Source organism: Rhizobium sp. TBD182 (assembly GCF_001950375.1).
Taxonomy (GTDB): domain Bacteria; phylum Pseudomonadota; class Alphaproteobacteria; order Rhizobiales; family Rhizobiaceae; genus Agrobacterium; species Agrobacterium tumefaciens.
The window spans coordinates 394,361-416,106 of the sequence record NZ_BDLN01000002.1; the positions used below are offsets into that span (position 1 = coordinate 394,361).

The 21,746-nt window shown below is 58.7% G+C and carries 23 protein-coding genes, 1 tRNA gene and 1 pseudogene; 12 read left to right on the forward strand and 13 right to left on the reverse strand.

Annotation, left to right across the window (positions count from 1 at the left end; genetic code table 11):
- Positions 1-101, reverse strand: a pseudogene (locus tag T18_RS27635) (SH3 domain-containing protein); the annotation flags it as partial.
- 258 nt (positions 102-359) lie between these two features.
- On the opposite strand from T18_RS27635, the gene ubiG reads away from it, so the two are divergent.
- Positions 360-1,106, forward strand: coding sequence for a bifunctional 2-polyprenyl-6-hydroxyphenol methylase/3-demethylubiquinol 3-O-methyltransferase UbiG (gene ubiG, locus T18_RS10555; RefSeq protein ID WP_003511226.1), 747 nt, complete (start codon positions 360-362; stop codon positions 1,104-1,106).
- Between the two features lie 83 nt (positions 1,107-1,189).
- On the opposite strand, the gene T18_RS10560 is transcribed toward ubiG, so the two are convergent.
- The 4 genes from T18_RS10560 to T18_RS10575 are packed head-to-tail and all read right to left on the reverse strand — an operon-like array spanning position 1,190 to position 3,602.
- Positions 1,190-1,618, reverse strand: coding sequence for a DUF1178 family protein (locus T18_RS10560; protein WP_003511227.1), 429 nt, complete (start codon positions 1,616-1,618; stop codon positions 1,190-1,192).
- A complete protein-coding gene (locus T18_RS10565; protein ID WP_003511228.1) occupies positions 1,615-2,466 on the reverse strand; it encodes a carbon-nitrogen hydrolase family protein in 852 nt (283 codons plus the stop codon). The genes T18_RS10560 and T18_RS10565 overlap by 4 nt, the downstream gene beginning before the upstream one ends.
- A 29-nt stretch (positions 2,467-2,495) precedes the next feature.
- A complete protein-coding gene (grxC, locus tag T18_RS10570) occupies positions 2,496-2,750 on the reverse strand; it encodes a glutaredoxin 3 (protein WP_003511229.1) in 255 nt (84 codons plus the stop codon).
- 60 nt (positions 2,751-2,810) lie between these two features.
- Positions 2,811-3,602 carry a ComF family protein gene (locus T18_RS10575; RefSeq protein WP_003511230.1) on the reverse strand — a complete coding sequence of 264 codons (792 nt, stop codon included), beginning with the start codon at positions 3,600-3,602 and terminating at the stop codon, positions 2,811-2,813.
- Positions 3,603-3,746: 144 nt separating this feature from the next.
- Between T18_RS10575 and T18_RS10580 the strand changes: the two genes are divergently transcribed.
- A complete protein-coding gene (locus tag T18_RS10580) occupies positions 3,747-4,628 on the forward strand; it encodes a methyltransferase domain-containing protein (protein WP_003511231.1) in 882 nt (293 codons plus the stop codon).
- 17 nt (positions 4,629-4,645) lie between these two features.
- Here T18_RS10580 and T18_RS10585 read toward each other — a convergent pair whose 3' ends face one another.
- From T18_RS10585 to T18_RS10610, 6 genes are all read right to left on the reverse strand, one after another.
- The gene (locus T18_RS10585; RefSeq protein ID WP_026330706.1) at positions 4,646-4,837 is read right to left on the reverse strand and encodes a Flp family type IVb pilin; all 192 of its coding nucleotides are present in this window, start codon (positions 4,835-4,837) and stop codon (positions 4,646-4,648) included.
- Positions 4,838-4,931: 94 nt separating this feature from the next.
- Complete coding sequence (locus T18_RS10590; RefSeq protein WP_003511234.1) at positions 4,932-5,246, reverse strand: hypothetical protein; 315 nt, start codon at positions 5,244-5,246, stop codon at positions 4,932-4,934.
- A gap of 162 nt (positions 5,247-5,408) precedes the next feature.
- On the reverse strand, positions 5,409-5,822 hold the full coding sequence (gene mutT / locus T18_RS10595; RefSeq protein ID WP_003511235.1) for an 8-oxo-dGTP diphosphatase MutT: 414 nt from the start codon (positions 5,820-5,822) through the stop codon (positions 5,409-5,411).
- Entirely contained in the window at positions 5,819-6,595 is a 777-nt protein-coding gene (locus T18_RS10600) for a GNAT family N-acetyltransferase (protein WP_003511236.1), read from the reverse strand. The genes mutT and T18_RS10600 overlap by 4 nt, the downstream gene beginning before the upstream one ends.
- 18 nt (positions 6,596-6,613) lie before the next feature.
- Positions 6,614-7,855, reverse strand: a complete 1,242-nt coding sequence (gene argJ, locus T18_RS10605; protein ID WP_003511237.1) for a bifunctional glutamate N-acetyltransferase/amino-acid acetyltransferase ArgJ — start codon at positions 7,853-7,855, stop codon at positions 6,614-6,616.
- Positions 7,856-7,947: 92 nt separating this feature from the next.
- Entirely contained in the window at positions 7,948-8,811 is an 864-nt protein-coding gene (locus T18_RS10610) for a peptidylprolyl isomerase (RefSeq protein WP_035251571.1), read from the reverse strand.
- A gap of 243 nt (positions 8,812-9,054) precedes the next feature.
- Between T18_RS10610 and secA the strand changes: the two genes are divergently transcribed.
- The 5 genes from secA (at position 9,055) to T18_RS10635 (ending at position 16,843) form a co-directional block, all read left to right on the forward strand.
- Positions 9,055-11,763, forward strand: a complete 2,709-nt coding sequence (gene secA, locus T18_RS10615) for a preprotein translocase subunit SecA (protein ID WP_038495808.1) — start codon at positions 9,055-9,057, stop codon at positions 11,761-11,763.
- A gap of 149 nt (positions 11,764-11,912) precedes the next feature.
- Positions 11,913-12,806, forward strand: a complete 894-nt coding sequence (locus T18_RS10620; RefSeq protein ID WP_003511241.1) for a DMT family transporter — start codon at positions 11,913-11,915, stop codon at positions 12,804-12,806.
- 81 nt (positions 12,807-12,887) lie between these two features.
- Positions 12,888-14,090, forward strand: coding sequence for an acyltransferase family protein (locus T18_RS10625; RefSeq protein ID WP_075807622.1), 1,203 nt, complete (start codon positions 12,888-12,890; stop codon positions 14,088-14,090).
- A gap of 57 nt (positions 14,091-14,147) precedes the next feature.
- Positions 14,148-15,563, forward strand: a complete 1,416-nt coding sequence (gene uppV, locus T18_RS10630; RefSeq protein WP_038494164.1) for a Wzx-type polysaccharide biosynthesis protein UppV — start codon at positions 14,148-14,150, stop codon at positions 15,561-15,563.
- Positions 15,564-15,571: 8 nt separating this feature from the next.
- Complete coding sequence (locus T18_RS10635; protein ID WP_003511245.1) at positions 15,572-16,843, forward strand: GNAT family N-acetyltransferase; 1,272 nt, start codon at positions 15,572-15,574, stop codon at positions 16,841-16,843.
- 63 nt (positions 16,844-16,906) lie between these two features.
- Here T18_RS10635 and uppQ read toward each other — a convergent pair whose 3' ends face one another.
- Positions 16,907-17,548: a polysaccharide biosynthesis GNAT family N-acetyltransferase UppQ gene (gene uppQ / locus T18_RS10640; protein WP_003511246.1), complete on the reverse strand. Its 642-nt coding sequence runs from the start codon at positions 17,546-17,548 to the stop codon at positions 16,907-16,909.
- Between the two features lie 296 nt (positions 17,549-17,844).
- On the opposite strand from uppQ, the gene T18_RS10645 reads away from it, so the two are divergent.
- Together T18_RS10645 and T18_RS10650 are read left to right on the forward strand one after the other, a co-directional pair.
- Positions 17,845-17,929, forward strand: a tRNA-Leu gene (locus tag T18_RS10645).
- 266 nt (positions 17,930-18,195) lie between these two features.
- A complete protein-coding gene (locus T18_RS10650; protein ID WP_013761732.1) occupies positions 18,196-18,711 on the forward strand; it encodes a disulfide bond formation protein B in 516 nt (171 codons plus the stop codon).
- A gap of 31 nt (positions 18,712-18,742) precedes the next feature.
- On the opposite strand, the gene T18_RS10655 is transcribed toward T18_RS10650, so the two are convergent.
- On the reverse strand, positions 18,743-19,300 hold the full coding sequence (locus T18_RS10655) for an HNH endonuclease (RefSeq protein WP_003511248.1): 558 nt from the start codon (positions 19,298-19,300) through the stop codon (positions 18,743-18,745).
- 322 nt (positions 19,301-19,622) lie between these two features.
- Between T18_RS10655 and T18_RS10660 the strand changes: the two genes are divergently transcribed.
- The 3 genes from T18_RS10660 (at position 19,623) to T18_RS10670 (ending at position 21,711) form a co-directional block, all read left to right on the forward strand.
- Positions 19,623-19,925 (forward strand): hypothetical protein, encoded by a 303-nt coding sequence (locus T18_RS10660; RefSeq protein WP_003511249.1) that lies wholly within the window; start codon positions 19,623-19,625, stop codon positions 19,923-19,925.
- 148 nt (positions 19,926-20,073) lie between these two features.
- Positions 20,074-20,679 carry a transglutaminase-like cysteine peptidase gene (locus T18_RS10665; protein WP_003511250.1) on the forward strand — a complete coding sequence of 202 codons (606 nt, stop codon included), beginning with the start codon at positions 20,074-20,076 and terminating at the stop codon, positions 20,677-20,679.
- Positions 20,680-20,919: 240 nt separating this feature from the next.
- On the forward strand, positions 20,920-21,711 hold the full coding sequence (locus T18_RS10670) for a metallophosphoesterase family protein (RefSeq protein ID WP_003511251.1): 792 nt from the start codon (positions 20,920-20,922) through the stop codon (positions 21,709-21,711).
- The last annotated feature ends 35 nt before the right edge of the window (positions 21,712-21,746 follow it).

Genomic DNA, 21,746 nt, shown 5'->3' on the forward strand with positions numbered 1-21,746 from the left:
TTCACATTCGCGGTGGCAAAGCCGCGAGTCGCAGCTTCGGCAAGGGCCGGCGCGGCGAGCATGGCCACCAGCGCAATTGCGCCAAACAGTTTTTTCTTCACTTACTTCTCCTCAAGCAAAAGCCCGCTTTGCCCTTGTCGGCGTCCACCAATTTCGATGGACGAGCATGCGTTCCACATACTGCCATGACTGGAAAATACGCCGCGTTCCATGAACGCAGCATGAAACAAATCGCAGCCCGTTTCAGTTCCACCTGCGGCAATGAAGCACCCGGGAATTTGCCGACGGAATGTGCCACCGGTCTTGACTTCGGGGATCAATCATCCGACTTCAATGCAACAGCAATATGGAGCAGAACCATGAGCGAAACCGCACAGACGACCGTCGACCAGAGCGAAGTGGATCGCTTCTCCGCGATGGCTGCGGAATGGTGGAGCCCGACGGGCAAGTTCCGGCCGCTGCACAAATTCAACCCGGTGCGGCTTGAATATATCCGCAACCGCATCTGCGATAATTTCGGCCGCGACCCGAAGGCGCACCGCCCGCTTGAAGGGCTGCGTGTGCTGGATATCGGCTGCGGCGGCGGCCTGCTTTCCGAACCCGTGGCGCGCATGGGCGCGGACGTGGTGGGCGCCGACCCTTCAGAAAAGAATATCGGCATTGCCTCCACCCACGCCCGTGAAAGCGGTGTCAGCGTCGACTACCGCGCCCTGACCGCCGAACAGTTGCTGGAGGCGGGCGAAACCTTCGACGTCGTCCTCAACATGGAAGTGGTCGAGCATGTGGCCAATGTCGATCTCTTCGTCACCACCTGCGCGAAAATGGTGCGTCCCGGCGGGCTAATGTTCGCCGCCACCATCAACCGCACGCTGAAAGCCCGCGCGCTCGCGATCTTTGCCGCCGAAAACGTATTGCGCTGGCTGCCGCGCGGCACCCACCAATATGAGAAGCTGGTTCGCCCGGATGAGCTTGAACGGCCGCTGGTGGCCAGCGGCATGGATATCGTCCACCGTACCGGCGTCTTCTACAACGTATTGCAGGACCGCTGGAACCTCTCGCCGGACATGGAAGTCAACTACATGATGCTGGCGAAAAGACCCGCGTAAAGCTAGCGCACCCAATTCTCCGGTCATGAACGACGGATGACGTTCGTCCTAAGTGGCAGACGTCATCAAAATCGTAGGCAAACTCAATTCACATCATCGGGCAGCACTGGCAACGGTGCAATCTCGATGCCCTCGTCAATCAAGGCCTTCGCGTCCTGGGCAGACGCGTGGCCGATGATGCCGCGTTCGTCGGCCTCGCCATAGTGGATCTTGCGGGCTTCTTCGGGAAATTTATCGCCGACATCTTCCGCATTCGCGCGGATATTTGCGACCGCCTCGCGGATTTTTGCGATAGCCTCTTTTCTGGCCGTGTCCATGGCGAGCGACTGGCGTTCGTCTTTTTTGCGGGCGGTGGAGACCGAAGGCGCCATCAGAAGTTTGGAAACCTGCGGGGAATTGCACATCGGGCAGGACAGGAAGCCGCGCTGCAACTGATTGTCGAAATCGTCGCTCCCGGAAAACCAGCCTTCGAACTCATGGCCCTTTTCACAGGCCAGCGCATAACGGATCACGCCGCCTCACCTCCAGCAGGAATAACCGTGTCCAGTCCGAACTCGCGGGCATTGCGCAGATTGGGGATTTTTCCGCGCGCGGCAGCCACGAGAGACGTGTCGATCTCTGCGAAAATGATCTCTTCCCCGGCGCCACCGGCCATTGCCAGCACCTTGCCCCAGGGGTCGATGATGATGGAATGGCCGAACGTGACCCGCCCGTCCTCATGCAGGCCGGCCTGTGCGGCGGCAATGACGAAAGCGCCGTTTTCAATGGCGCGGGCACGCAGCAGAATTTCCCAGTGGGCTTCACCCGTCTGGCGGGTAAAGGCGGCCGGAACCGTCAGAACCTCGGCGCCGGCGAGTGCCTCCGCCCGGAAAAGCTGCGGGAAGCGCACATCGTAGCAGATCGCAAAGCCGAATTTCCCCAGCGGCAGTTCGGCAACGCGAGCGACAGCGCCGGGTTCGTAAGCCGCACTTTCGCGCCAGCTTTCGCCATTGTCGAGATCGACATCGAACATATGGATCTTGTCATAGCTGCAGATACGCGAACCGTCAGGCGCAAACAGAAAACCGCGATTGGCAATCTTGCCATCCGGGCGGGCAATCGCTGTCGAGCCGACATGGACATGGATGCCGAGTTCGCGTGCCAGCCGCGCGGCGGTAGCAACGATGATATCGCCATCGTCGTCACGCAGCTGGGCACGAAGCGCCTGCCTGTCCTTCTGGAGAGCGCCGGTCATTTCCGGCGTCTGAACGTAGACAGCGCCCGCAGCCGCAGCAACACGTACCAGGCGCTCCATATCGGCGGCATTTTTCACCGTATCGACACCCGAGCGCATCTGAATGGCGGCAGCCTTGAAAATCATCACGTCCTCCGTATCGAAAATCGAGCCGATTAAGCGGCAAGCATAACGTCGAGTTTGCCAGCACGCTCCAGTGCATGCAGATCGTCGCAACCGCCGATATGCTGGCCGTTGATGAAGATTTGCGGGAAGGTGGTTCCGCCGGATTTCTCGATCATTTCCTGCCGGTATTCCGGCGTCGTCGTCGCGTTATATTCGGCGTAATCGACGCCCTTGCTGTCCAGCAACGCCTTGGCGCGCGCGCAATAACCACAAAAATCCCGTGTATAGATCGTTACCGGTGCCATGTATTTCGAAGCCTCGCAAACGTGTGCTGAAACGCACGATATCCTCGTTTCATTCAGGCTTCATATAGGGCCGGAAATGGCCATTGCAAAGGTCAAAACGGTCACATCCGTGGCACCCGCCTTCCGCAAGACGCGACTTGCCGCGCCCACCGTCGCACCAGTGGTATAAACATCATCCACCAGCACCACTCGCTTGCCATAAACATCGGTTTTTCGGCCGGGCGCTATTGCAAAAGCACCCCGCACATTGTCCTGCCGGGCAAGCGCGGAAAGCCCCACCTGCCGCTCGGTCGGCTTCACGCGCAACAGCGTGCCGGCGAGCAGCGGTTTGCCGGTGGCCTTGGCCAGATGCCGTGCGAGCTCAGCGGACTGGTTGAAACGGCGACGCCAGAAGCGGTGGCGATGCAGCGGAACCGGCACGATGCAGTCGCAGCTATCAACCGTTCCGTCGCTTGCCCGCAGCATCCACAGCGCCATGAAACGCGCAAGATCGGTCCGGTCCTGATATTTCAGCCGGTGTACGAGTTTACGCGCGGTTCCCTCATGGCTGGCAACAGCACGCAGACGGTCGAAAGGCGGTGGGTCGGCGATGGCTTGTGCGCTTACAACACCCGCGCCGTGATCCCGGGCGAAGGGAATGCCCAGAACCTCACAAAAAGGTCGATCGATAAAGGCCACATCCCGCCAGCAATCCGCACACAGGGCACCCTCGCCGCCGGTCATGCGGGAACACCCTGCGCAAGTGGGCGGATAGACCATGCGGAAGGCCGAGTGCAACACGCTGCGTGCCGCCACCGACACCGTCGCGGACTTCGACAGCAATCCCGAAAACAGATCTTCACCAGCGCCCATGAGGTTGACTTTAGCGCCGAACGGGTGCCTTTGCGAGAGAGATATGTTTCGGCCTCTGACCGGAAAAACAATGCCCGAAGCGGCATGACAGCAACGATGCGGCCCGCCGATCCCAAAGGCGTTACAGGCCGAGCAGGCACGACGATGGATATTCTCTTTGACCAGGCCCTGATCGAACAAAATCGCCGCCGGGCGTGGAACCGGCGTGACGACAAGGCCCTGTTTCTTCTCGACATGGCCGCCGACGAGTTTGCCGACAGGCTCGCCATCGTCGAGCGCCGTTTCGAGACCGCAATCGAACTGCACGGCGGGACGGGCATCACCGCCCGGCGCTTGACCGAGACGGGCAAGGTGGATGCTATCCGTCGTATCGAGACGGATACCTCCTTTGCGACGGATGGGAATCTGCCGCAGGTGGCCTCCATGGAGCATCTGCCGCTCGAAGAAGCCTCCGCCAATCTCATTGTTTCCCCGCTTGCCCTCCACCTCACCAACGACACCCCCGGTGCGTTGATCCAGATAAGGCGGGCGCTAAAGCCGGACGGACTGTTTCTCGGAGCCATTCCCGGCAGCGGCACATTGCAGGAACTGCGCGATGTGCTGTTGACGGCAGAAGCCGAGTTGACCGGCGGCGCCAGCCCGCGCGTCATTCCCTTTGCCGATGTGCGCGATGTTGGCGCACTGTTGCAGCGTGCCGGTTTTGCGCTTCCCGTGACCGACGCGGAAACTTATACGGTGCGTTACGACTCGATTTTTCCGCTGATGCGCGATCTGCGCGCCATGGGCATGGCCAATCCGCTGGCAAGCCGCAGCAGAAAACCGCTCAATCGCGCTTTTTTCCTGCGGGCAGCGGAGCTTTACGCCGAACGTTATTCCGATCCGGACGGGCGGATCAGAGCCACGTTTTCCATCATCTATGTCTCAGGCTGGGCACCGCACGAGAGCCAGCAGAAACCGCTGAAACCTGGTTCCGCCAAAATGCGCCTTGCCGATGCCCTGAAGACGACCGAAGTCAAGCTTTCCTGATAGGCGTAGCGCAGGCCCTAGATGTTGGCAAAAGTATCGGCGAGGAACTGGAATACCGCATTGATGGTGCTGCCGATGGTGGTTCCGCCACCGATGATGGCGGCGGAAATAACGCCGACGATCAGGCCGTATTCGACTGCGGTCGCGCCGTTTTCGTCTTTAAAGAAACGAATAAAACAATGCAGCACGGGATATTCTCCATCCGCCATCCGGTGCTTACGCTAACCGGCATTATATATTGCTAAAATCGAATTTATACTATGCCACGGGCATGAGTAATCCGTTACCGATGATGGTAAACGATCAGCAACCGCTCTCGCTGCTATAGCCCGTCACGACACAGGGCATCTCGGGCATCGGCTGGGTTATGCTGCGGCGGATGGAATAGGTCTTGCCAGCATCGGTCTTCTTGATGGAGCCGGTACTTATCATGTCGTAATTGTCGGAGAACTGCGCGACGCGCGTTGATGATTTTCCGGCAAGCATGGGGGTGACGATCAGGGAAAGAGCAATCACAGCCGTCCCGAAAAGCAGCGCGACATTAAGAACGCCGGTGCGACGGGATTTGTTGGAGTAAGACTGACGACCTTCCACCGTCTTCCAGAAATCCTCGTTCATAGCCAACCTCATACGCGCAGTTTACCGCTTCTTTAGCTTGACAATCTGCCAGAGGGTGCTGAACGATCTGTTAACACAGCCTCGTTTTGGCACGGTAAAGCGGAGTTATGGGATGTTTTCAACAGGCTGCGCGAGGGGATCGAACCCGCCAGGTAGGTCGCTTTAAAGCAAATCCTGAAGGAAGGGGATGAGCGGCTCGTCGGCCGGCGGCATCGGATAATCACGCAGAGCCTGCGGCTTTACCCATTTAATTGCCTGTCCTTCGCGCCCATGGGCCATGCCTTCATAACGACGGCACACGTAAAGCGGCATCAGCAGGTGAAAAGTCTCGTAGGTATGGCTGGCGAACGTCAGCGGCGCGAGGCAGGCTATCTTGGTCTTGATACCCAGCTCCTCGTCCAGCTCGCGGACGAGGGTCTCCTCCGGTGTTTCGCCTTGTTCCACCTTGCCGCCTGGAAATTCCCACAGGCCGGCGAGCGACTTGCCCTCAGGTCGTTGCGCCAGAAGAATACGGCCGTCCTGATCAAGAAGGGCGCAGGCGGCAACCAGCAGGATTTTTTTGCCCGCTTCGCTCATTCTTCACCAGCCTTGCGCCAGTAGCGATAAGAATAGGCCTCGGTGAAGCCGAATTTTTCATAAAGTGCAATCGCCGGCGCATTTGTGGAGACGACCTGCAACCAGGCGCTTTTGGCGCCGCTGATGCGGCCCCAGCGCAGTGCTGACGCCAGCAGCTGCGTGCCGAGGCCCTTTTTCCGCTGCGACTTCTCGACATCGAGGGAAAGAATGCCGGCAAGATCGTTATCCTGCACGCAGATAACGGTGGCAAGTGCGCTGCCCCCTGCTTCTTCGTTGATGAACAGGCCAAGGGTCGGCTTGATCGAACTGAGGATTTCAGCGATCGCCGGGCGCAGGGTCGGGTCGCCATCGCTGACCTTGATGCTCGCCTCGACAAAACGGCCAATATCGTGGCTCGGCAGGCTGACCAGCGTTTCCGGCAGTTCAATGCCAGCGAGATCGGCCGTCATGACCTTGACCTCCTCAACCATGGACCAGCCGTCCTTTACCAGAAAATCCTTGAGCTGCGGCGGCATCAGCGTCGTTTCGCGCACCACCAGCGGACGGCCGAAATCCTCGAAGCGCTTGCGCGCCTTTTCCAGCCGCACCGCGCAGTTTCCATAATCGGAAGGATCGAGCGGCACCACGCAATTGATGCGTTTTGATGGATGCGACCCCGTCAGGCGGATTTGCCAGCTACCGTCATAAATCACCGACGAGGCCGGCCATGCCCGAAAGCTGACTGCTTCCAGACGGCGAACCAGCGGCAGATTGACGATTTTATTGTCCTGCATTCTCTTCGGCTCCAACGGTCAGCTCCGGTAGTCGCCGTTGATCGCAACATATTCCTTGGTCAGGTCGCACGTCCATACGGTGGCCTTGCCCTCACCGAGACCGATGTCAACCTTCACCGGAATGTCTTCCAGCCGCATCACGGCGGTGGTCTCCGCTTCCGAATAATCCGGATCGCGTTCGCCATTGACGGCAACGCGTACGCCGCCGAACCAGATGGCAAGGCGATCACGGTCGGCCATTTCACCGGATTTGCCCACAGCCATCACGACGCGACCCCAATTGGCATCTTCGCCGGCAACCGCAGTCTTCACCAGCGGTGAGTTGGCAATCGAAAGGGCGATCTTCTTGGCAGCGACATCGTTTTCCGCGCCGGTAACGGTGACTTCGACCATCTTGCGTGCGCCTTCGCCATCGCGAACCACCTGCAGGGCCAGATCTTTCAGGAGATCGTTCAAGGCGGCGCGGAAGGAGGAAAGCCGCTCGTCATCGGCGCGCGTCACCTTGACCTGACCGTCCTCAGCCGCCGCACCTGTCGCAAACAACATCAGCGTATCGGAGGTGGAGGTGTCGCTGTCAACAGTCACGGAATTGAAGGTCGGGCCGACACCGGCGGAAAGCAGCGATTGCAGCGCGGCCGGATCAATATCGGCATCCGTCACCACGAAAGAAAGCATCGTCGCCATATCGGGCGCGATCATGCCGGCACCTTTGGCGATACCGTTGATGGTGACCACGACACCGCCGATTTCAGCGGTGCGGGTCGCGACCTTGGGATAAGTGTCGGTCGTCATGATTGCCTTGGCGGCTTCCTGCCAGAAATCGGCTTCAGCCATGCCCTGCATGTCGCCCAGAACCCCGGCGAACTTGGTGGCATCAAGCGGTTCGCCGATTACGCCGGTCGATGCCAGAAACACTTCATTTTCAGAGCAGCCGACGGCAGCGGCTGCGGATTTCGCCGTCAACTCGGTCGCGGCCTTGCCTTTGACGCCGGTAAAGGCGTTTGCGTTACCGGAATTGACCACCACGGCGCGCGCCACGCCGCCGCCGAGATTGGCGCGGCAGAAATCAACGGGGGCCGAGGGGCATTTCGATTTCGTGAAAACGCCAGCCACGCTTGCCGGCTTGTCGAACACCATCAACAGAACGTCGGTCCGGTTCTTGTACTTGATGCCGGCGGCAGCCGTCGCCATGCGAACACCACGCAGTGCGGGCATGTCGGGATAGGATTTCGGAGCGAGCGGGGAAACGGCAACGGACATGGGAAAGCGCCTGAGATTCTGGAAACGGGGAAGATTTGAAAGTGCCTGAGATGAAGCGGGGCGGCCTGTGGCCGCCCCGTAACATGGTTTTATTACTGCTGCGGCTGTGCCTGCTGTTCCTTCGTGGCTTCGTCGTAGCCCTTCTTCAGCGTCTCATCCATGATTTCGATCTTCTGGTCAGCCTTTGCCTTCTCGATGAGGGCAACGTACTTGTCACGCATGACAAGCTGACGAACCTGCGGCTCGACCTGCTCGAAAGCCGGTGGCGGTGCGATGCGCTTGTCTTCCAGCTTGATGACGTGGAAGCCGAACTGCGTCTTGACAGGCGTCTTGGTGTAGGCGCCCTTGTCGAGACCGAAAGCGGCCTCTTCGAATTCCGGAACCATGCGGCCCTTACCGAACCAGCCGAGATCGCCGCCATCATCCTTGTTGGAGTCGGTCGACTTTTCCTTGGCAAGCGCTGCGAAATCCTTGCCCGCATCAAGCTGCTTGATGACGTCCTTGGCTTCGTCTTCGCTTGCAACCAGAATATGAGCTGCCTTGATTTCTTCTTCCTTCGGCAAGGCTGCGACTTCCTTGTCGTAGCGCGCCTTCACCTCTTCATTGGTGACAGCATCAACCACATGCTTGCGGAAATAGGCGTTGTGCAGCTCACGGTCCTGAATGAACTCCATGCGCTTCTTGAAGTCTTCGGTCTTTTCCAGACCTTCGGCGCTGGCATTCTTCACGAGAAGCTTGACGTCGATCGCGCCGGAAAGGGCTGCGACCTTCTTCTGCTCGTCGGGAAGCTGTGCGAGCTGCGGATCGAGATTGCCCATGGCAAGGTCGAGTTCGGACTGGTGGATTTCCAGATCGCCAACCTTGGCGACAACCTTGTCTTCCTGTGCAAAGGCAGGAAACTGGAGGCCGAGCGTGGCCACAATCACCGCAGCCGCAATTTTATTATAGCGCAACATTTTGAACCTTTCGGGGACAATGCCGGCTCCAGACATGGTTTCCGGCTCTGAAAAAACTTCCAAACACCGGATTGTGGCCATTCTGTAACGGGCAGAACCGTTGACATCATTTGCCCCCCCTCTTATCTGTCACGCAACCTCGCGTCCAGATACGTTGAAGGGCGAAGTCCGTCATTTGTTGCCGAAATCGGCGTGATGGAAAAAACCGCCTGCGAAAACGGAATTTCAGAAAGGGCCAGTAAGATGGTCAGCCTCGGCGGAATAGCCCGCAAATTGTTCGGTTCGGCAAATGAACGCCGCGTCCGCTCCTATAAAAGCAAGATCGCAGCCATCAATGCGCTGGAGGAAGCCACCAAGGCTCTTTCCGACGACGCGCTGGCGGCAAAGACGGCGGAGTTCCGCCAGCAGCTTGCGGACGGCAAATCGCTGGACGATCTGCTGATCCCGGCTTTTGCCGTCGCCCGCGAGGCGTCGCGCCGTGTTCTACACATGCGACCCTTTGATGTGCAGCTGACCGGTGCCATGATCCTGCACCAGGGCGCCATCGCCGAAATGAAGACCGGTGAAGGCAAGACGCTGGTGGCGACCCTTGCGGTCTACCTCAATGCGCTGGCCGGCAAGGGCGTGCATGTCGTTACCGTCAACGACTACCTCGCCCAGCGCGACGCGGCCACGATGAGCAAGCTCTACCGTTTCCTCGGTCTGACGACCGGTGTGATCGTGCACGGGCTAGATGACGACCAGCGCCGCGAGGCCTATGGCTGCGACATCACCTACGCCACGAATAACGAGCTTGGCTTCGATTATCTGCGCGACAACATGAAATATGATCGCGCCCAGATGGTGCAGCGCGGCCACAACTACGCAATCGTCGACGAAGTGGACAGCATTCTGGTCGATGAGGCGCGCACGCCGCTTATCATCTCCGGCCCGCTGGACGACCGCTCCGATCTCTATAACACCATCGACGCCTTCATTCCGCTTCTGTCGCCGGAAGATTACGAAATCGATGAGAAGCAGCGTTCGGCCAACTTCTCCGAAGACGGCACCGAGAAGCTCGAAAACCTGCTGCGGCAGGCGGGCCTGCTCAAGGGCGAATCGCTTTACGACATCGAAAACGTCGCCATCGTTCACCACATCAACAATGCGCTGAAGGCCCACAAGCTCTTCACCCGCGACAAGGACTACATCGTCCGCAACGACGAAATCGTCATCATCGACGAATTCACCGGCCGCATGATGCCGGGCCGCCGTTATTCCGAAGGCCAGCACCAGGCGCTGGAAGCCAAGGAAAAGGTGCAGATCCAGCCGGAAAACCAGACGCTGTCTTCCGTCACCTTCCAGAACTACTTCCGCATGTATGCAAAGCTTGCCGGCATGACCGGTACGGCATCGACGGAAGCGGAAGAGTTCGGCAACATCTACGGTCTCGACGTCATCGAGGTGCCGACCAACCTGCCGATCCAGCGTATCGACGAGGACGACGAGGTTTATCGTACCGGCGAAGAGAAGTTCCTTGCCATCATCGCCGAGATCAAGGCGGCGCATGATCGTGGTCAGCCGGTTCTCGTCGGCACGACCTCCATCGAGAAATCCGAGCTTCTGGCCCACATGCTGCGCCAGTCCGGCTTTACCGATTTCCAGGTTCTGAACGCCCGTTACCACGAGCAGGAAGCCTATATCGTTTCGCAGGCCGGTGTTCCCGGTGCGGTCACCATCGCCACCAACATGGCCGGTCGTGGTACCGACATCCAGCTCGGCGGCAACGTCGAGATGCGTCTGGAGCGCGAACTGGAAGGCATGGAGCCGGGTCCGGAGCGTGATGCGAAGGAAGCGGCCATCCGCGCAGAGATCAAGGTTCTCAAGGAAAAGGCGCTTGCCGCCGGCGGTCTCTACGTCATCGCGACCGAGCGACACGAAAGCCGCCGTATCGACAACCAGCTGCGTGGCCGTTCCGGCCGTCAGGGCGACCCCGGCCGCTCGAAATTCTATCTGTCGCTTCAGGACGACCTGATGCGCATCTTCGGTTCCGAGCGCATGGACAGCATGTTGCAGAAGCTCGGCCTGAAGGACGGCGAGGCCATCGTCCATCCGTGGATCAACAAGGCGCTGGAACGTGCCCAGAAGAAGGTCGAAGCCCGTAACTTCGAGACCCGCAAGAACCTGCTGAAATATGACGACGTGCTGAACGATCAGCGCAAGGTCATCTTCGAGCAGCGCCTCGAGCTGATGGAATCCGACAATATCGGTGAAACCGCAGCCGACATGCGCCACGAAGTGATCGAAGCGCTCGTCACCAAGCATATTCCTGAAAATGCCTATGCCGAACAGTGGGATATCGCCGGCCTCAAGGCCGGTATCGCCCAGTTCCTGAACCTCGACCTGCCGGTGGAGGAATGGGCGAAGGAAGAGGGCATCGCCGAGGACGACATTCTTCAGCGCGTTACCGAGGCCGCGGACAAATACGCCGCTGAACGTGCGGAACGTTTCGGCCCAGAGATCATGACCTATGTCGAGCGCTCGGTCGTGCTTCAGACAATCGACCACCTGTGGCGCGAACACATCGTCAACCTCGATCACCTTCGTTCCGTCGTCGGTTTCCGCGGTTACGCCCAGCGCGATCCATTGCAGGAATACAAGGCGGAAGCCTTCGAGCTGTTCCAGTCGCTGCTTACCAACCTGCGTGAAGCCGTCACCGCGCAGCTGATGCGCGTGGAACTGGTGCAGCAGGAACCGCAGCAGCCGGAGCTGCCGGAAATGACCGCGCATCACCTCGACCCCGTCACCGGGGAAGATGAGATGGCGCAGGGCGTGCCGGTCGCTTTCGTACCGGCCGAGGACCGCGACCCGAACAACCCCGCCACCTGGGGCCGTATCGGCCGCAACGAAATGTGCCCCTGCGGCTCGGGCAAGAAGTACAAGCACTGCCACGGCGTTTACGAACAGGCGTAAAAGGCCAGGGCTTTATGCCAGCAATCGATCGCCCGTAACCTGCGTTACGGGCGATTTTGTTTAGGCAGGATCATTGCTGCTGGTCGGGGTGTTGACTGGTATCGGCACTTTCCATATGGGAGCCGGATCATCCTGCGGAAACTGCTTTCATGGCCCCTCGCGATCTTGCCGCCTATATTTTTCTCGCGATTACGTGGGGCGTGTCTTTCCTGCTGCTTCTACATGTCGTCGCAGCCTTCGGCTGGATCGGCGCAGTCACGCTTCGCTCGCTCATAACCGCTGTAGCACTCTTTCTCATTGCGTGTGCGGCACGCCGGAAGCTTGCATTCTCCGCAAGCTGGCGCGCTTTCGCAATCGTCGGCGCAACGACGGTCGCCGGGCAACTGATCGGCCTGTCCTACGCGACGCCTCAGATCGGCACTGCGATGGCAGCCATATTGGTGGCGACCATCCCGCTTTTTTCAATGCTAATCTCGCAGATTTGGGGTCTGGAACGCCTGACGCGGCAGGGTATTGCAGGTCTCGTCATCGGCTTTGCCGGCATCGTCTTTCTCGTTGGTTTTCCCGCTGTTCCTGTCACATCCGGCTTTGTCATTGGCTGTGCTGCCGCTGTCGCCGCCTGCATCTGTGCCGCCTATGGCAGCAATTTTGCGAGCCTGCACCTCAAGGGGGTTGGATCCTGGGAAATAACCATCGGTTCCTTCCTGACAGGCGGCCTGATGACCCTGCCGCTTCTTTTCGCGGTGCCCTTGCCCGGAACGCCCGATCTCGTCGATTACGGTTATCTTCTGATACAGGCGGTCGTCATGAGCGGCCTGACCTACATCACCTATTTCAAGCTGGTCTCCTCGATCGGCGCAACGAAGGCGATCAGCGTGGAATTTGCCGTCACCGTTGTGGCGGTGCTTGTTGGCGCCCTGGTGCTCGACGAACCCCTGTCGCTTCCCCAGCTGTTCGGTGCCGGCATCATCATTCTGGGCTGCGCACTGGTGCTTGACCTCATGCCCAAGAAAAAGGCCCCGCCCACGCCGTCGGGTGCATGAAGGGTTTATTAGCGTTTTCCACCAATAGTCGTGTTGATCGTTACGGATCAGGCGGGATCGCGTTCGTCACGCGAGGGGAAAATGCAACCGGGCAAATCAGACTATGAGCATTATTGGGACCCGTTGCGGGCACTCCTCATGCTGCTCGGCATACCCTATCACGCCTCCCTGCTCTACAGCTATGCTTTGCCCTGGGACATCAAGGATTTCGAGACCAGCCCAGTCCTGACCGCGCTTGGGGCAGCGCTCGTCACCTTCCGCATGCCTTCGTTTTTTCTGGCGGCCGGCTATTTTTCCACCATGGTCATCGGCAGGAAGGGCAAGATGCCATGGCTCAGACAGCGCTTCCTTCGCCTTGGCGTCCCTTTCATCGTGGCCGTGCTCCTGCTTGGGCCATCGCAGCTTTTCCTGCTGAAACTGGCAGGTATCGCCAAAGGTGATATTCCCGCCGACCGGCTGCTCGCGAACCTGCCGGATTTGCTGCTTCCGGGTGAGCAATGGATCATGCATCTATGGTTCCTACCCGCCCTTATCATCTATTCCGGTCTGCTTGCCGGCCTGCTATTTCTGGCGCGGCGCCCGCCCCTCGCCTATGCAAGAGACTGGTTCGGCAGGATGCGGGGTCAATATCCTGCCGCGTTTTTCGCAGCGCTCTGCGCCTTCCCTGTTTTATGGGAGCTGACGGTTTACGGTTCGGGCCTGCTTGCTGGCAAAAATGGGAACAGCCTTCTCGTTCTCTATGAACGGGCCTCCGACCCTTACGCGCGTTACGTACCGTTCTTCCTTATCGGGGCTTTGCTTCATCGCGACCGGGCTCTTTTTCACCGCTTCCGCCAGACGGGCATCCTCACGGGCGTCATCGCGTTTGCCGCGATCGCGGCAGCGGTTACGCTGCGGTTGGAATATCCTTTTTCGAACTCGGCCCTGCTGGTACTCGTCTCCGCAATCGCCGCCGTGGCGGCAAGCCGCCTGCTGATCGACATCGCCTGCCGCTTTTTCGACCGGCCAAGCCGGCTTGCCAGGAGAATGACCGACGCTTCCTTCACCATCTACCTGGTTCACCACCCGCTGATTTATGCCTTCGGCACCCTCTTCATCCTGATCTCGCTGCCGCCGATCCTGGAATTCGCCATCATCGTCATCGCCACCACGATAACGGCTTATCTGCTGCATCAGGCGATACGCCGTAGTCCGCTTGCCCTTTTTCTCTTAAACGGGATCCGCAAACCGAGGCAGGTGGCCAATATCGGCACACAGGTGCCTGTCTCCCAAACCCTTCGTTAATGATAAGGTGCTTATAATCCAGTTGCCTACTCAACTGGAAATGATGGCGTGTGGATTATGGCTATCCTCAACACGGCGGAAAAAGCCTTACCCGCAGGCCTGCGCGCTAAACTGGCGCCGCTGGGGGCAAAAATCGCCGTCGTCGTTTCCGGCAGAGACGATGTCTCCCGGGCCCAGCGCATGGCGCTCGTCGCCTTTGCGGTGCGCATCATCAGCGCCGGTATCGCTTTCATCTCCCAGATCATCCTTGCCCGCCTGATGGGCGAATTCGAATATGGCCTGTTCGCCTTTGTCTGGGTTCTGGTCATCCTGTTCGGCAACCTCTCCTGTCTCGGCTTTCACACCACCGTCATCCGCTTTTTGCCCGGCTACCGCCTGGAGGATGCCCATGACAAGATCATGGGTCTGACCTCGACAGCGCGCCTCTTCGCCATGCTTTCGGCCAGCGCGCTTGCATTTTTCGGTTTCGTCTTCCTGTATTTCTTCGGCGAGCGCATCTCCGCCTATTACCTCATTCCGGTTTCGCTGGCGCTTTTCACCCTGCCGATGGTGGCGCTTGGCGATGTGCTGAACGGGACAGCGCGTGCCAACGGCTGGGCGGTTTCAGCCCTCAGCCCCACCTATATCATCCGCCCGGTGCTGATCCTGCTGTTCATGCTGGTGGCGATCCGTCTCGGCGCGGAAAAAACCGCGACGACAGCGATGCTTGCGGCCCTTTTGGCCACCTATGTCACCACGCTTTTCCACTTCGTGTTCATGAACCGCCGGCTCAACCGGCATTTCCGCAGCGTTGCCCGCAGGGTGCATTTCCGTCCGTGGATACGGTTTGCCTTTCCGATGTTCCTGATCGACGGCATCGGTTTTTTGATGACCAATTCAGATGTGGTAATCGTCGGTCTATATCTGCCGCCGGATCAGGTCGGCATCTATTTTGCCGCGGCAAAAACCATCGTGCTGATGCAATTCGTGTTTTTTTCCGTGCAGGCGGCTGCGGCCCCACGTCTGGCCGCGCTCATTGCTGCCAATGACAGGCAGGGGCTGGCCGGGTTCGCCAGCCAGGCGGCGCGCTGGGCCTTCTGGCCATCACTTGCCGTTGGCTGTCTCGTGCTTCTGGCAGGGCCGTTTTTGCTGTCCCTGTTCGGTCCCGGCTTCGTACAGGGTTACAAGCTGATGTTCTTCCTCTTTGCCGGCTTCCTCGCAAAAGCACTGATCGGCCCGGGAGAAACGCTGCTGAATATGGCCGGCAAACAAAAATTGTGCGTAGCTCTTTATATTATTATCTTCGGTTGTAACATTATACTCAACATGGTGTTGATTCCGGTCTATGGTCTGACTGGCGCTGCGGCAGCTGTGGCGATAGCAATGTGCGTAGAAGCTGTGCTATTGCATATTGCCATTCGCCGCACACTCGGGATCGTCCTTTTCGCCTTCAACGATCCCCGGGCGGGTCAAGACACTGGGAAGGCGGTGTAACGATAAGCATGTCCAGCGACCCAAAGAATCCGGATTTTCAGGACCCGCGCATCGCTGCGCTGATGGCGTCTACGGAGCGTGACCGCCCCGTGGCCGACAGCAGCCGGCGCGTGGGACGCGATGGCCGCGAATTCTGCATCTATCCTGGCCGGCTCGGTTACGACATGCAGGAAGAACTCGACTTCCTGTCCAACCGCGTCATGGAGGCAAATGTCTTCTTCACAGGGCGGCTTCTTGCGCCCGCCATGCCGCGTATCGATGACAAGTCCGTGCGCTTCGCCCTTATTCGCGACGAGAACGGCGCTAGAAGCCGCATGCGCTTTCTGATGCCCTTCACCGTGGAAAAGCCGGGTTTTTCCATCGGTCCCTCCATCATCCGTGGCTGGGCCAACCCCTTCGGCCCTCTCGGCACGCCGCTGGTCGATACCGAAGGTGCCGCAGAGACGCTCGACAATCTTTTCGATGCGCTTTCCGACCGGGAAATGCGCCTGCCGAATGTTCTGGTACTGCCGGATGTACGGCTTGAAGGGCCTTTTGCCCGGATGTTCAAGGCCATAGCAATCAGCCGCAACCTGCCGGTGACGACGACTGGTAACTATCAGCGGCCGATGCTGGAGAGCCTTCTGGACGGCGAAGCCTATCTGCGCAATTCACTTGCGCCGCATCATTTGCGGGAAATGCGCAGGCAGTGGCGACAGCTCGAAAAACTCGGGGCCCTTTCCTACACCGTTACCCGGCAACCGAAGGACATACGCTACCGCATGGAGGAATTCCTGGCGCTGGAAGCGAGTGGCTGGAAAGGCCGCAAACGCAGCGCGCTGGTGAACGACCGCTATCGCGCCGCCTTCGCCCGCGAGGCAATCACCAATCTGGCCGAAGCGGATGCGGTGCGCATTCACACCATCGATCTCAATGGCAGCGCCATCGCCTCCATGATCGTCTTCATGACGGCTGGCGAGGCCTATACGTGGAAGACCGCCTTTGACGAATCCTATTCGCGGTTTTCACCCGGCAAACTTTTGGTGCAGAAACTGACCGACTGGCAGCTGGACGACGCCAATATTCTGCGCAGCGACAGCTGCGCAGTGCCCGATCATCCTATCATGAGCCGCTTCTGGCAGGAACGGCAGGAAATGGGCACTCTGGTCGTCGGGCTTGCGCAGAACAGCGACCGTGACGTGCGACAGGTTTCCACGCAGGTGGACATGTATCGCAACACCCGCAACCTCGCCCGCAGCCTGCGCCAGAAAATCCTCTCCTTTGGGCGCAAGAACAGCTAATCCCGAAGGATGCCGCAGCATCCTTCGGTTTGGTATCGGACTATCCACGGGGCTGACGCAGCGTCAGCGCGAGGCCGTCCGGATCATCTTGCACAATTGGGTCAGTGCGGCGTCATATCCGCCGCCGAGAATATCGACACAACGACGGGCAAGCTTGATCTGCTCGTTTCGCGACATGTCGTTATAGGCCTGTATGGCATTGCGCATGCCACCAGGCGATACCGGCCCCGTGTTGCCGGGGTTTCCAGGATTGCCCGGATTACCGGGGTTCCCCGGATTGCCTGGCGAGCTGGAGCCGCCGATGCCAAGCCCGACACCAAGGCCAAGACCGCTCGATCCGCCCACATTCGCACCAACATTGGCATTGATGCCGCTGGAGCCGCCAACCGAAGCATTGGCGCCCGCACTGACACCGCTCGAGCCGCCGACGGATGCGTTGACATCCGCATTGACCCCGCTGCTGCCACCGACCGACGCGTTGACATCCGCGCCCAGTCCGCCACTGCTTCTGCCGCCGACATCAGCGCTGGCATTGACGCCATTGCTGCCACCAACGGAAGCATCGACACCGAGCCCACCGCTGCCATTGCCGCCCACACTGGCATTCACCCCGTTCTCACCGCCAATCCCGATATCCAGCGCGTGGGCGTTGACCGGTAAAATCAGACAGGCAGACAGTAACAAATTGCGAGAAAGCGCCCTCATAATTTCCTCCTATGAGTTCTGGCTTCTCCCGCCCCGCGTGGAAACTCCACGCAAACATCATAATTCAATTAGCAATTGTGTATATTCTAATTTATTAGTGGTATCTAATATTGCTTTAACGCCACAACCGTCGGTGTACCGATACGGGACGGACAAACGCCACTCTCCTTTCATTCCCCGCCCGGTAAAAGCTCTGAAATGAAGGCTGCAAACGCACGTCATTAGACAGGAAAAATCAGCTTTGGGGTTGCACGCATGCCATTGACCGTGATAGACGCCGTGGCATTACCACCGTTGCCCCAATGGCGGAATTGGTAGACGCGCCGCACTCAAAATGCGGTTCCGCAAGGAGTGCTGGTTCGATCCCGGCTTGGGGTACCATTTTCAAAACCGCATTGATTTTCTTCGTTTTATTCCGGTCGTCCAAAAAGACCGGTCGATTGCTTCGCGGCCATCAAGACACTCACGAAACTTTGCTCATTCGCCCCTCGAATATTACCGGGCTTTCATTTGCCAGATGCAAAGGACTGGATTAGACGAATCCGGGAATACACCGTTGAACCGGCGACTTAATTTCGCCATCACGCCCGCCTTTTTGAAAGCCCGTTCGGGATATCTGCTTCTTCGTGAAGTTTGGGGAAAACATCATGGCCACTGCAACAACCGCCGACAATAGCCGCACGCTCGCCGCTCTTGGCGTAACGGCGGGAATGATCTTTACTGTCGGCTCCGCCCTCGGTTTCCAGCATATTGGCGGTTATACGCCCTGCGCATTGTGCCTTTTGCAGCGCGATCCCTACTACTACGCCATTCCGTTGGGTATTCTGGCCATAGCGACCAGCATCTTCAAGCTGCCGGTTCAGATCACGCGGCTGCTTCTAGCCCTCATTGGCGTGGCGATGCTGATCGGCGCCGGGCTTGGTGTTTATCACGCTGGTGTGGAATGGGGTTTCTGGGCGGGGCCTATCACCTGCGCCACAGGTGCTCCATCCATCACCACCAATGCCGGTGACCTGCTTGGCAATCTGAATGCCATCAAGGCACCCTCCTGCAACGACGCTGCACTTCGGGTGCTCGGCCTTTCGTTTGCCGGTTGGAATGTCATTGCAAGCGTTGCGCTTGCGGCGGTTGCCTTTTTTGGCGCTAGCCGGAAAAGCCGTTAAACCGAAAAGCCGCGTTGCAGTCCTCAAAGGATCAGGGCTGCAGCTCGGTATCCCAGTAAAGATAGTCCATCCAGCTTTCGTGCAGGTAGTTGGGCGGGAACAGCCGCCCGTTATTGTGCAAGTCCTGAACCGTCGGCTGGAAGGGCTTCTGCGCAGGGAACATGCCCGCCTGCTTGGGAAGCTTGCTGCCTTTTCTAAGATTGCAGGGAGAGCAGGCCGCCACGACATTGTGCCACGTGGTTTCGCCGCCATGGGCGCGGGGAATGACGTGATCGAAGGTCAGGTCGTCCCGCGTGCCACAATACTGGCATTCGAACTTGTCCCGAAGGAACACGTTGAAGCGTGTGAAGGCGGGGTTGCGGGTGGGCTGGACATAGGTCTTGAGGCTGACGACGCTCGGCAACCGCATGGAAAAGCTGGGTGACGACACCGCGTGATCATATTCTGCAATGATGTTCACACGGTCTAGAAAGACGGCCTTGATCGCGTCCTGCCAGGACCATAACGACAAGGGATAATAACTCAGTGGCCTGTAGTCTGCGTTCAGAACGAGCGCCGGCAGGGCCTGTGGTGAAACTGCAATCGTCAAGGGCTTCTCCTGATCGATTCGGCATCTGCACTTGTATATTAGGTCCGTTGTTACAGGATTGTGAAGCCCATAAATGCAGCGGAGAAGAGCTTAATTTTTCAGCTCTAAAAACGTCTTTTTTGCGTTCCGGACATTCGGGCGGCGAGATAGTCGTCTGGCCACTATCTGGTGATGCCCCCAAGCGGTACCGAAGCGATTCGCCTGCCGACGAACGCTATATTCGTTCTCACCCTCAATGCGAGATCAGTGATATAGTCAACGCGACGAACGATTGGGAAAGCAGAATGCGTATCTGTCGTTCTGTCGAGGGAAGGAAACGGCCATGATCTTGCGCAGGCACCAAACGGCAGCGTTATGGAAGGGCCTGGCGGCTGGCGCCTTTGCCGTGCTGATGGGCCTGCCCGCTTCCGCTTCTGCCCAGCAATATCAGAATTTCGAAGTCACGCCGGATGGCCGCGGCGGTGCGCAGGGAACGATCGGCGGGCGCAATTTCGAGGTCTATCGCAATTACGACCGGCCGCCGGCAAGTCGCAGCAACTCAACCGATACCCGGCGTGAGTACCGAAACGCTGTGCCACAGCAGACATGTATCATAGATGCCGAGGGCCGCACCCGCTGCAAGTAAGCGCAAACTCACCGGTTTCCCCGCTGTTCTATCTCGCTTTAATAAAATTGGATTTCGCTAAAAAGCAATCTATCGACTTAAACGGCCCGCAACGAAGGGTCGCTATGTTGCCATGCACAAGAGACAACAACCGGGCAGAGGCAGAGACATGGCGAAGAGACAAATCCGTCTGGCAAAGACTTTGGCAGTTGCCGTCAGTGTGGCGGCAAGCATCGCGACAATGGCATCGGCCGCCCCGCTTGCGGGCCTAGCGCAGAACCCGACCGCATCGCGCCCCGGCCTGTTCATGACGACAAGCCGCCCGACAATTGCCCCAATCGCCTTCGCAAAATTTTGCGACGACGCCGCCGACCAATGTGTCCGGATTGGTGATCGCGACACGGTCGAACTGACCAAGCAGAAGCGCACGGAACTCCAGCGCATCAACGCCGAGATCAACACATCGATAGTCTATACAAGCGAAGCGGACGGACAGGACGAATGGAATCTGAACCCCGCAAGCGGTGACTGTGACGACTACGCGGTGACCAAGCGGCAACGCCTTCTGCGCGCCGGCTGGCCCTCGGGCGCCCTGCGCATTGCCACCGCCCGCACCCCTGCCGGCATAGGCCACGCCGTTCTGGTCGTCAGCACCAGCCAGGGCGATCTGGTGCTGGACAACCGCACCAACGTCGTCAAGCCTTGGAAAGCGGTTGACCTGAAATGGATCAAGATCCAGTCACACGAAAACCCGCGTGTCTGGCTGAAACTCTAGGTCTATCTCGCACAGGATAGTCATCTTCGAACAGGAAGGGGGCGCTCCGTTCCTCTTCAATCGCCGCGGCGCGCCTTGCGAAAATCGACACCGGCTTTCGCAATTCCCTGCCCCGGATAGCTTTGTCCGACGGGGCTTTGGCTGATGCTTTAGCCGTTGCATGGACCCAGGTTTTACGGGCTCTGTGGCGTTGGCTTTCAACACTCTTGACCTCGTGCAAGAGAGACAGTATCGGCATCTATGCCTAAAGTGCTCAACTGGATTCGCGGTCGTAAACAGCCAGCCCCCCGCGACGACCGGAGGCGGCGCAGAATAGACCTCGGCGACAAATCTCCGTCTTTTCCGATCTATGCCATTGGCGACGTCCATGGCAGCCTCGATCTGCTTTTGCAGGCGGAACAGAAAATCCTTGCCGATCTCGCAAGCAATCCATCCCCCGCTCTGGTTATTCTTCTGGGCGACTATGTCGATCGTGGCCGGGATTCCTGCGGTGTTCTCCAGCATTTGCTGCAACCACCGCCGGCGCCCCTGCGCCGCATCTCGCTTTGCGGCAATCACGAACAGCTCTTCAGCGATTTCCTCGAAAATCCGCAAGACAACATGCACTGGCTGGATTTCGGCGGCCGCCAGACGCTTTTGTCATACGGGGTCGATATCAGCTATTTCATGAACAACGGCCGTCTGCGGCTCCAGCCGTTCAGGGATGCGCTGATTGGCGCGATCCCGCAGGCCCATCGGCAACTTCTAGTCAGCCTGCCTATCTGCGTCCGCATGGGACCCTATTTTTTCGTTCATGCTGGCCTCAAACCCGGGGTGCCGCTTGAGGCGCAGACCGATGAGGACATGTTGTGGATCAGGGAACCCTTCCTGTCGGAAGGGGCGGGACTGGACCTTCTCATCATTCACGGCCATACGCCGGCGCCGGAACCACAGACAGGTCCGCAACGGATCGGCATTGACACCGGCGCGTTTACGACGGGCAGGCTTACCATTTTAAAGCTCACGGATGCGGGGCCGCGACTTATTGCCTGATGGCTTGCCATCGTTGGATCAGGTTGCACCAGCCA

What these genes read in the sequence shown, in the direction of transcription:
- ubiG (WP_003511226.1), top strand. Translation starts at nt 360, where the DNA reads ATGAGCGAAACCGCACAGACGACCGTCGACCAGAGCGAAGTGGATCGC.
- T18_RS10565 (WP_003511228.1), bottom strand. Translation starts at nt 2,466, where the DNA reads ATGATTTTCAAGGCTGCCGCCATTCAGATGCGCTCGGGTGTCGATACG.
- grxC (WP_003511229.1), bottom strand. Translation starts at nt 2,750, where the DNA reads ATGGCACCGGTAACGATCTATACACGGGATTTTTGTGGTTATTGCGCG.
- T18_RS10575 (WP_003511230.1), bottom strand. Translation starts at nt 3,602, where the DNA reads ATGGGCGCTGGTGAAGATCTGTTTTCGGGATTGCTGTCGAAGTCCGCG.
- T18_RS10580 (WP_003511231.1), top strand. Translation starts at nt 3,747, where the DNA reads ATGGATATTCTCTTTGACCAGGCCCTGATCGAACAAAATCGCCGCCGG.
- T18_RS10585 (WP_026330706.1), bottom strand. Translation starts at nt 4,837, where the DNA reads ATGGCGGATGGAGAATATCCCGTGCTGCATTGTTTTATTCGTTTCTTT.
- T18_RS10590 (WP_003511234.1), bottom strand. Translation starts at nt 5,246, where the DNA reads ATGAACGAGGATTTCTGGAAGACGGTGGAAGGTCGTCAGTCTTACTCC.
- mutT (WP_003511235.1), bottom strand. Translation starts at nt 5,822, where the DNA reads ATGAGCGAAGCGGGCAAAAAAATCCTGCTGGTTGCCGCCTGCGCCCTT.
- T18_RS10600 (WP_003511236.1), bottom strand. Translation starts at nt 6,595, where the DNA reads ATGCAGGACAATAAAATCGTCAATCTGCCGCTGGTTCGCCGTCTGGAA.
- argJ (WP_003511237.1), bottom strand. Translation starts at nt 7,855, where the DNA reads ATGTCCGTTGCCGTTTCCCCGCTCGCTCCGAAATCCTATCCCGACATG.
- T18_RS10610 (WP_035251571.1), bottom strand. Translation starts at nt 8,811, where the DNA reads ATGTTGCGCTATAATAAAATTGCGGCTGCGGTGATTGTGGCCACGCTC.
- secA (WP_038495808.1), top strand. Translation starts at nt 9,055, where the DNA reads ATGGTCAGCCTCGGCGGAATAGCCCGCAAATTGTTCGGTTCGGCAAAT.
- T18_RS10620 (WP_003511241.1), top strand. Translation starts at nt 11,913, where the DNA reads ATGGCCCCTCGCGATCTTGCCGCCTATATTTTTCTCGCGATTACGTGG.
- T18_RS10625 (WP_075807622.1), top strand. Translation starts at nt 12,888, where the DNA reads ATGCAACCGGGCAAATCAGACTATGAGCATTATTGGGACCCGTTGCGG.
- uppV (WP_038494164.1), top strand. Translation starts at nt 14,148, where the DNA reads ATGGCTATCCTCAACACGGCGGAAAAAGCCTTACCCGCAGGCCTGCGC.
- T18_RS10635 (WP_003511245.1), top strand. Translation starts at nt 15,572, where the DNA reads ATGTCCAGCGACCCAAAGAATCCGGATTTTCAGGACCCGCGCATCGCT.
- uppQ (WP_003511246.1), bottom strand. Translation starts at nt 17,548, where the DNA reads ATGAGGGCGCTTTCTCGCAATTTGTTACTGTCTGCCTGTCTGATTTTA.
- T18_RS10650 (WP_013761732.1), top strand. Translation starts at nt 18,196, where the DNA reads ATGGCCACTGCAACAACCGCCGACAATAGCCGCACGCTCGCCGCTCTT.
- T18_RS10660 (WP_003511249.1), top strand. Translation starts at nt 19,623, where the DNA reads ATGATCTTGCGCAGGCACCAAACGGCAGCGTTATGGAAGGGCCTGGCG.
- T18_RS10665 (WP_003511250.1), top strand. Translation starts at nt 20,074, where the DNA reads ATGGCGAAGAGACAAATCCGTCTGGCAAAGACTTTGGCAGTTGCCGTC.
- T18_RS10670 (WP_003511251.1), top strand. Translation starts at nt 20,920, where the DNA reads ATGCCTAAAGTGCTCAACTGGATTCGCGGTCGTAAACAGCCAGCCCCC.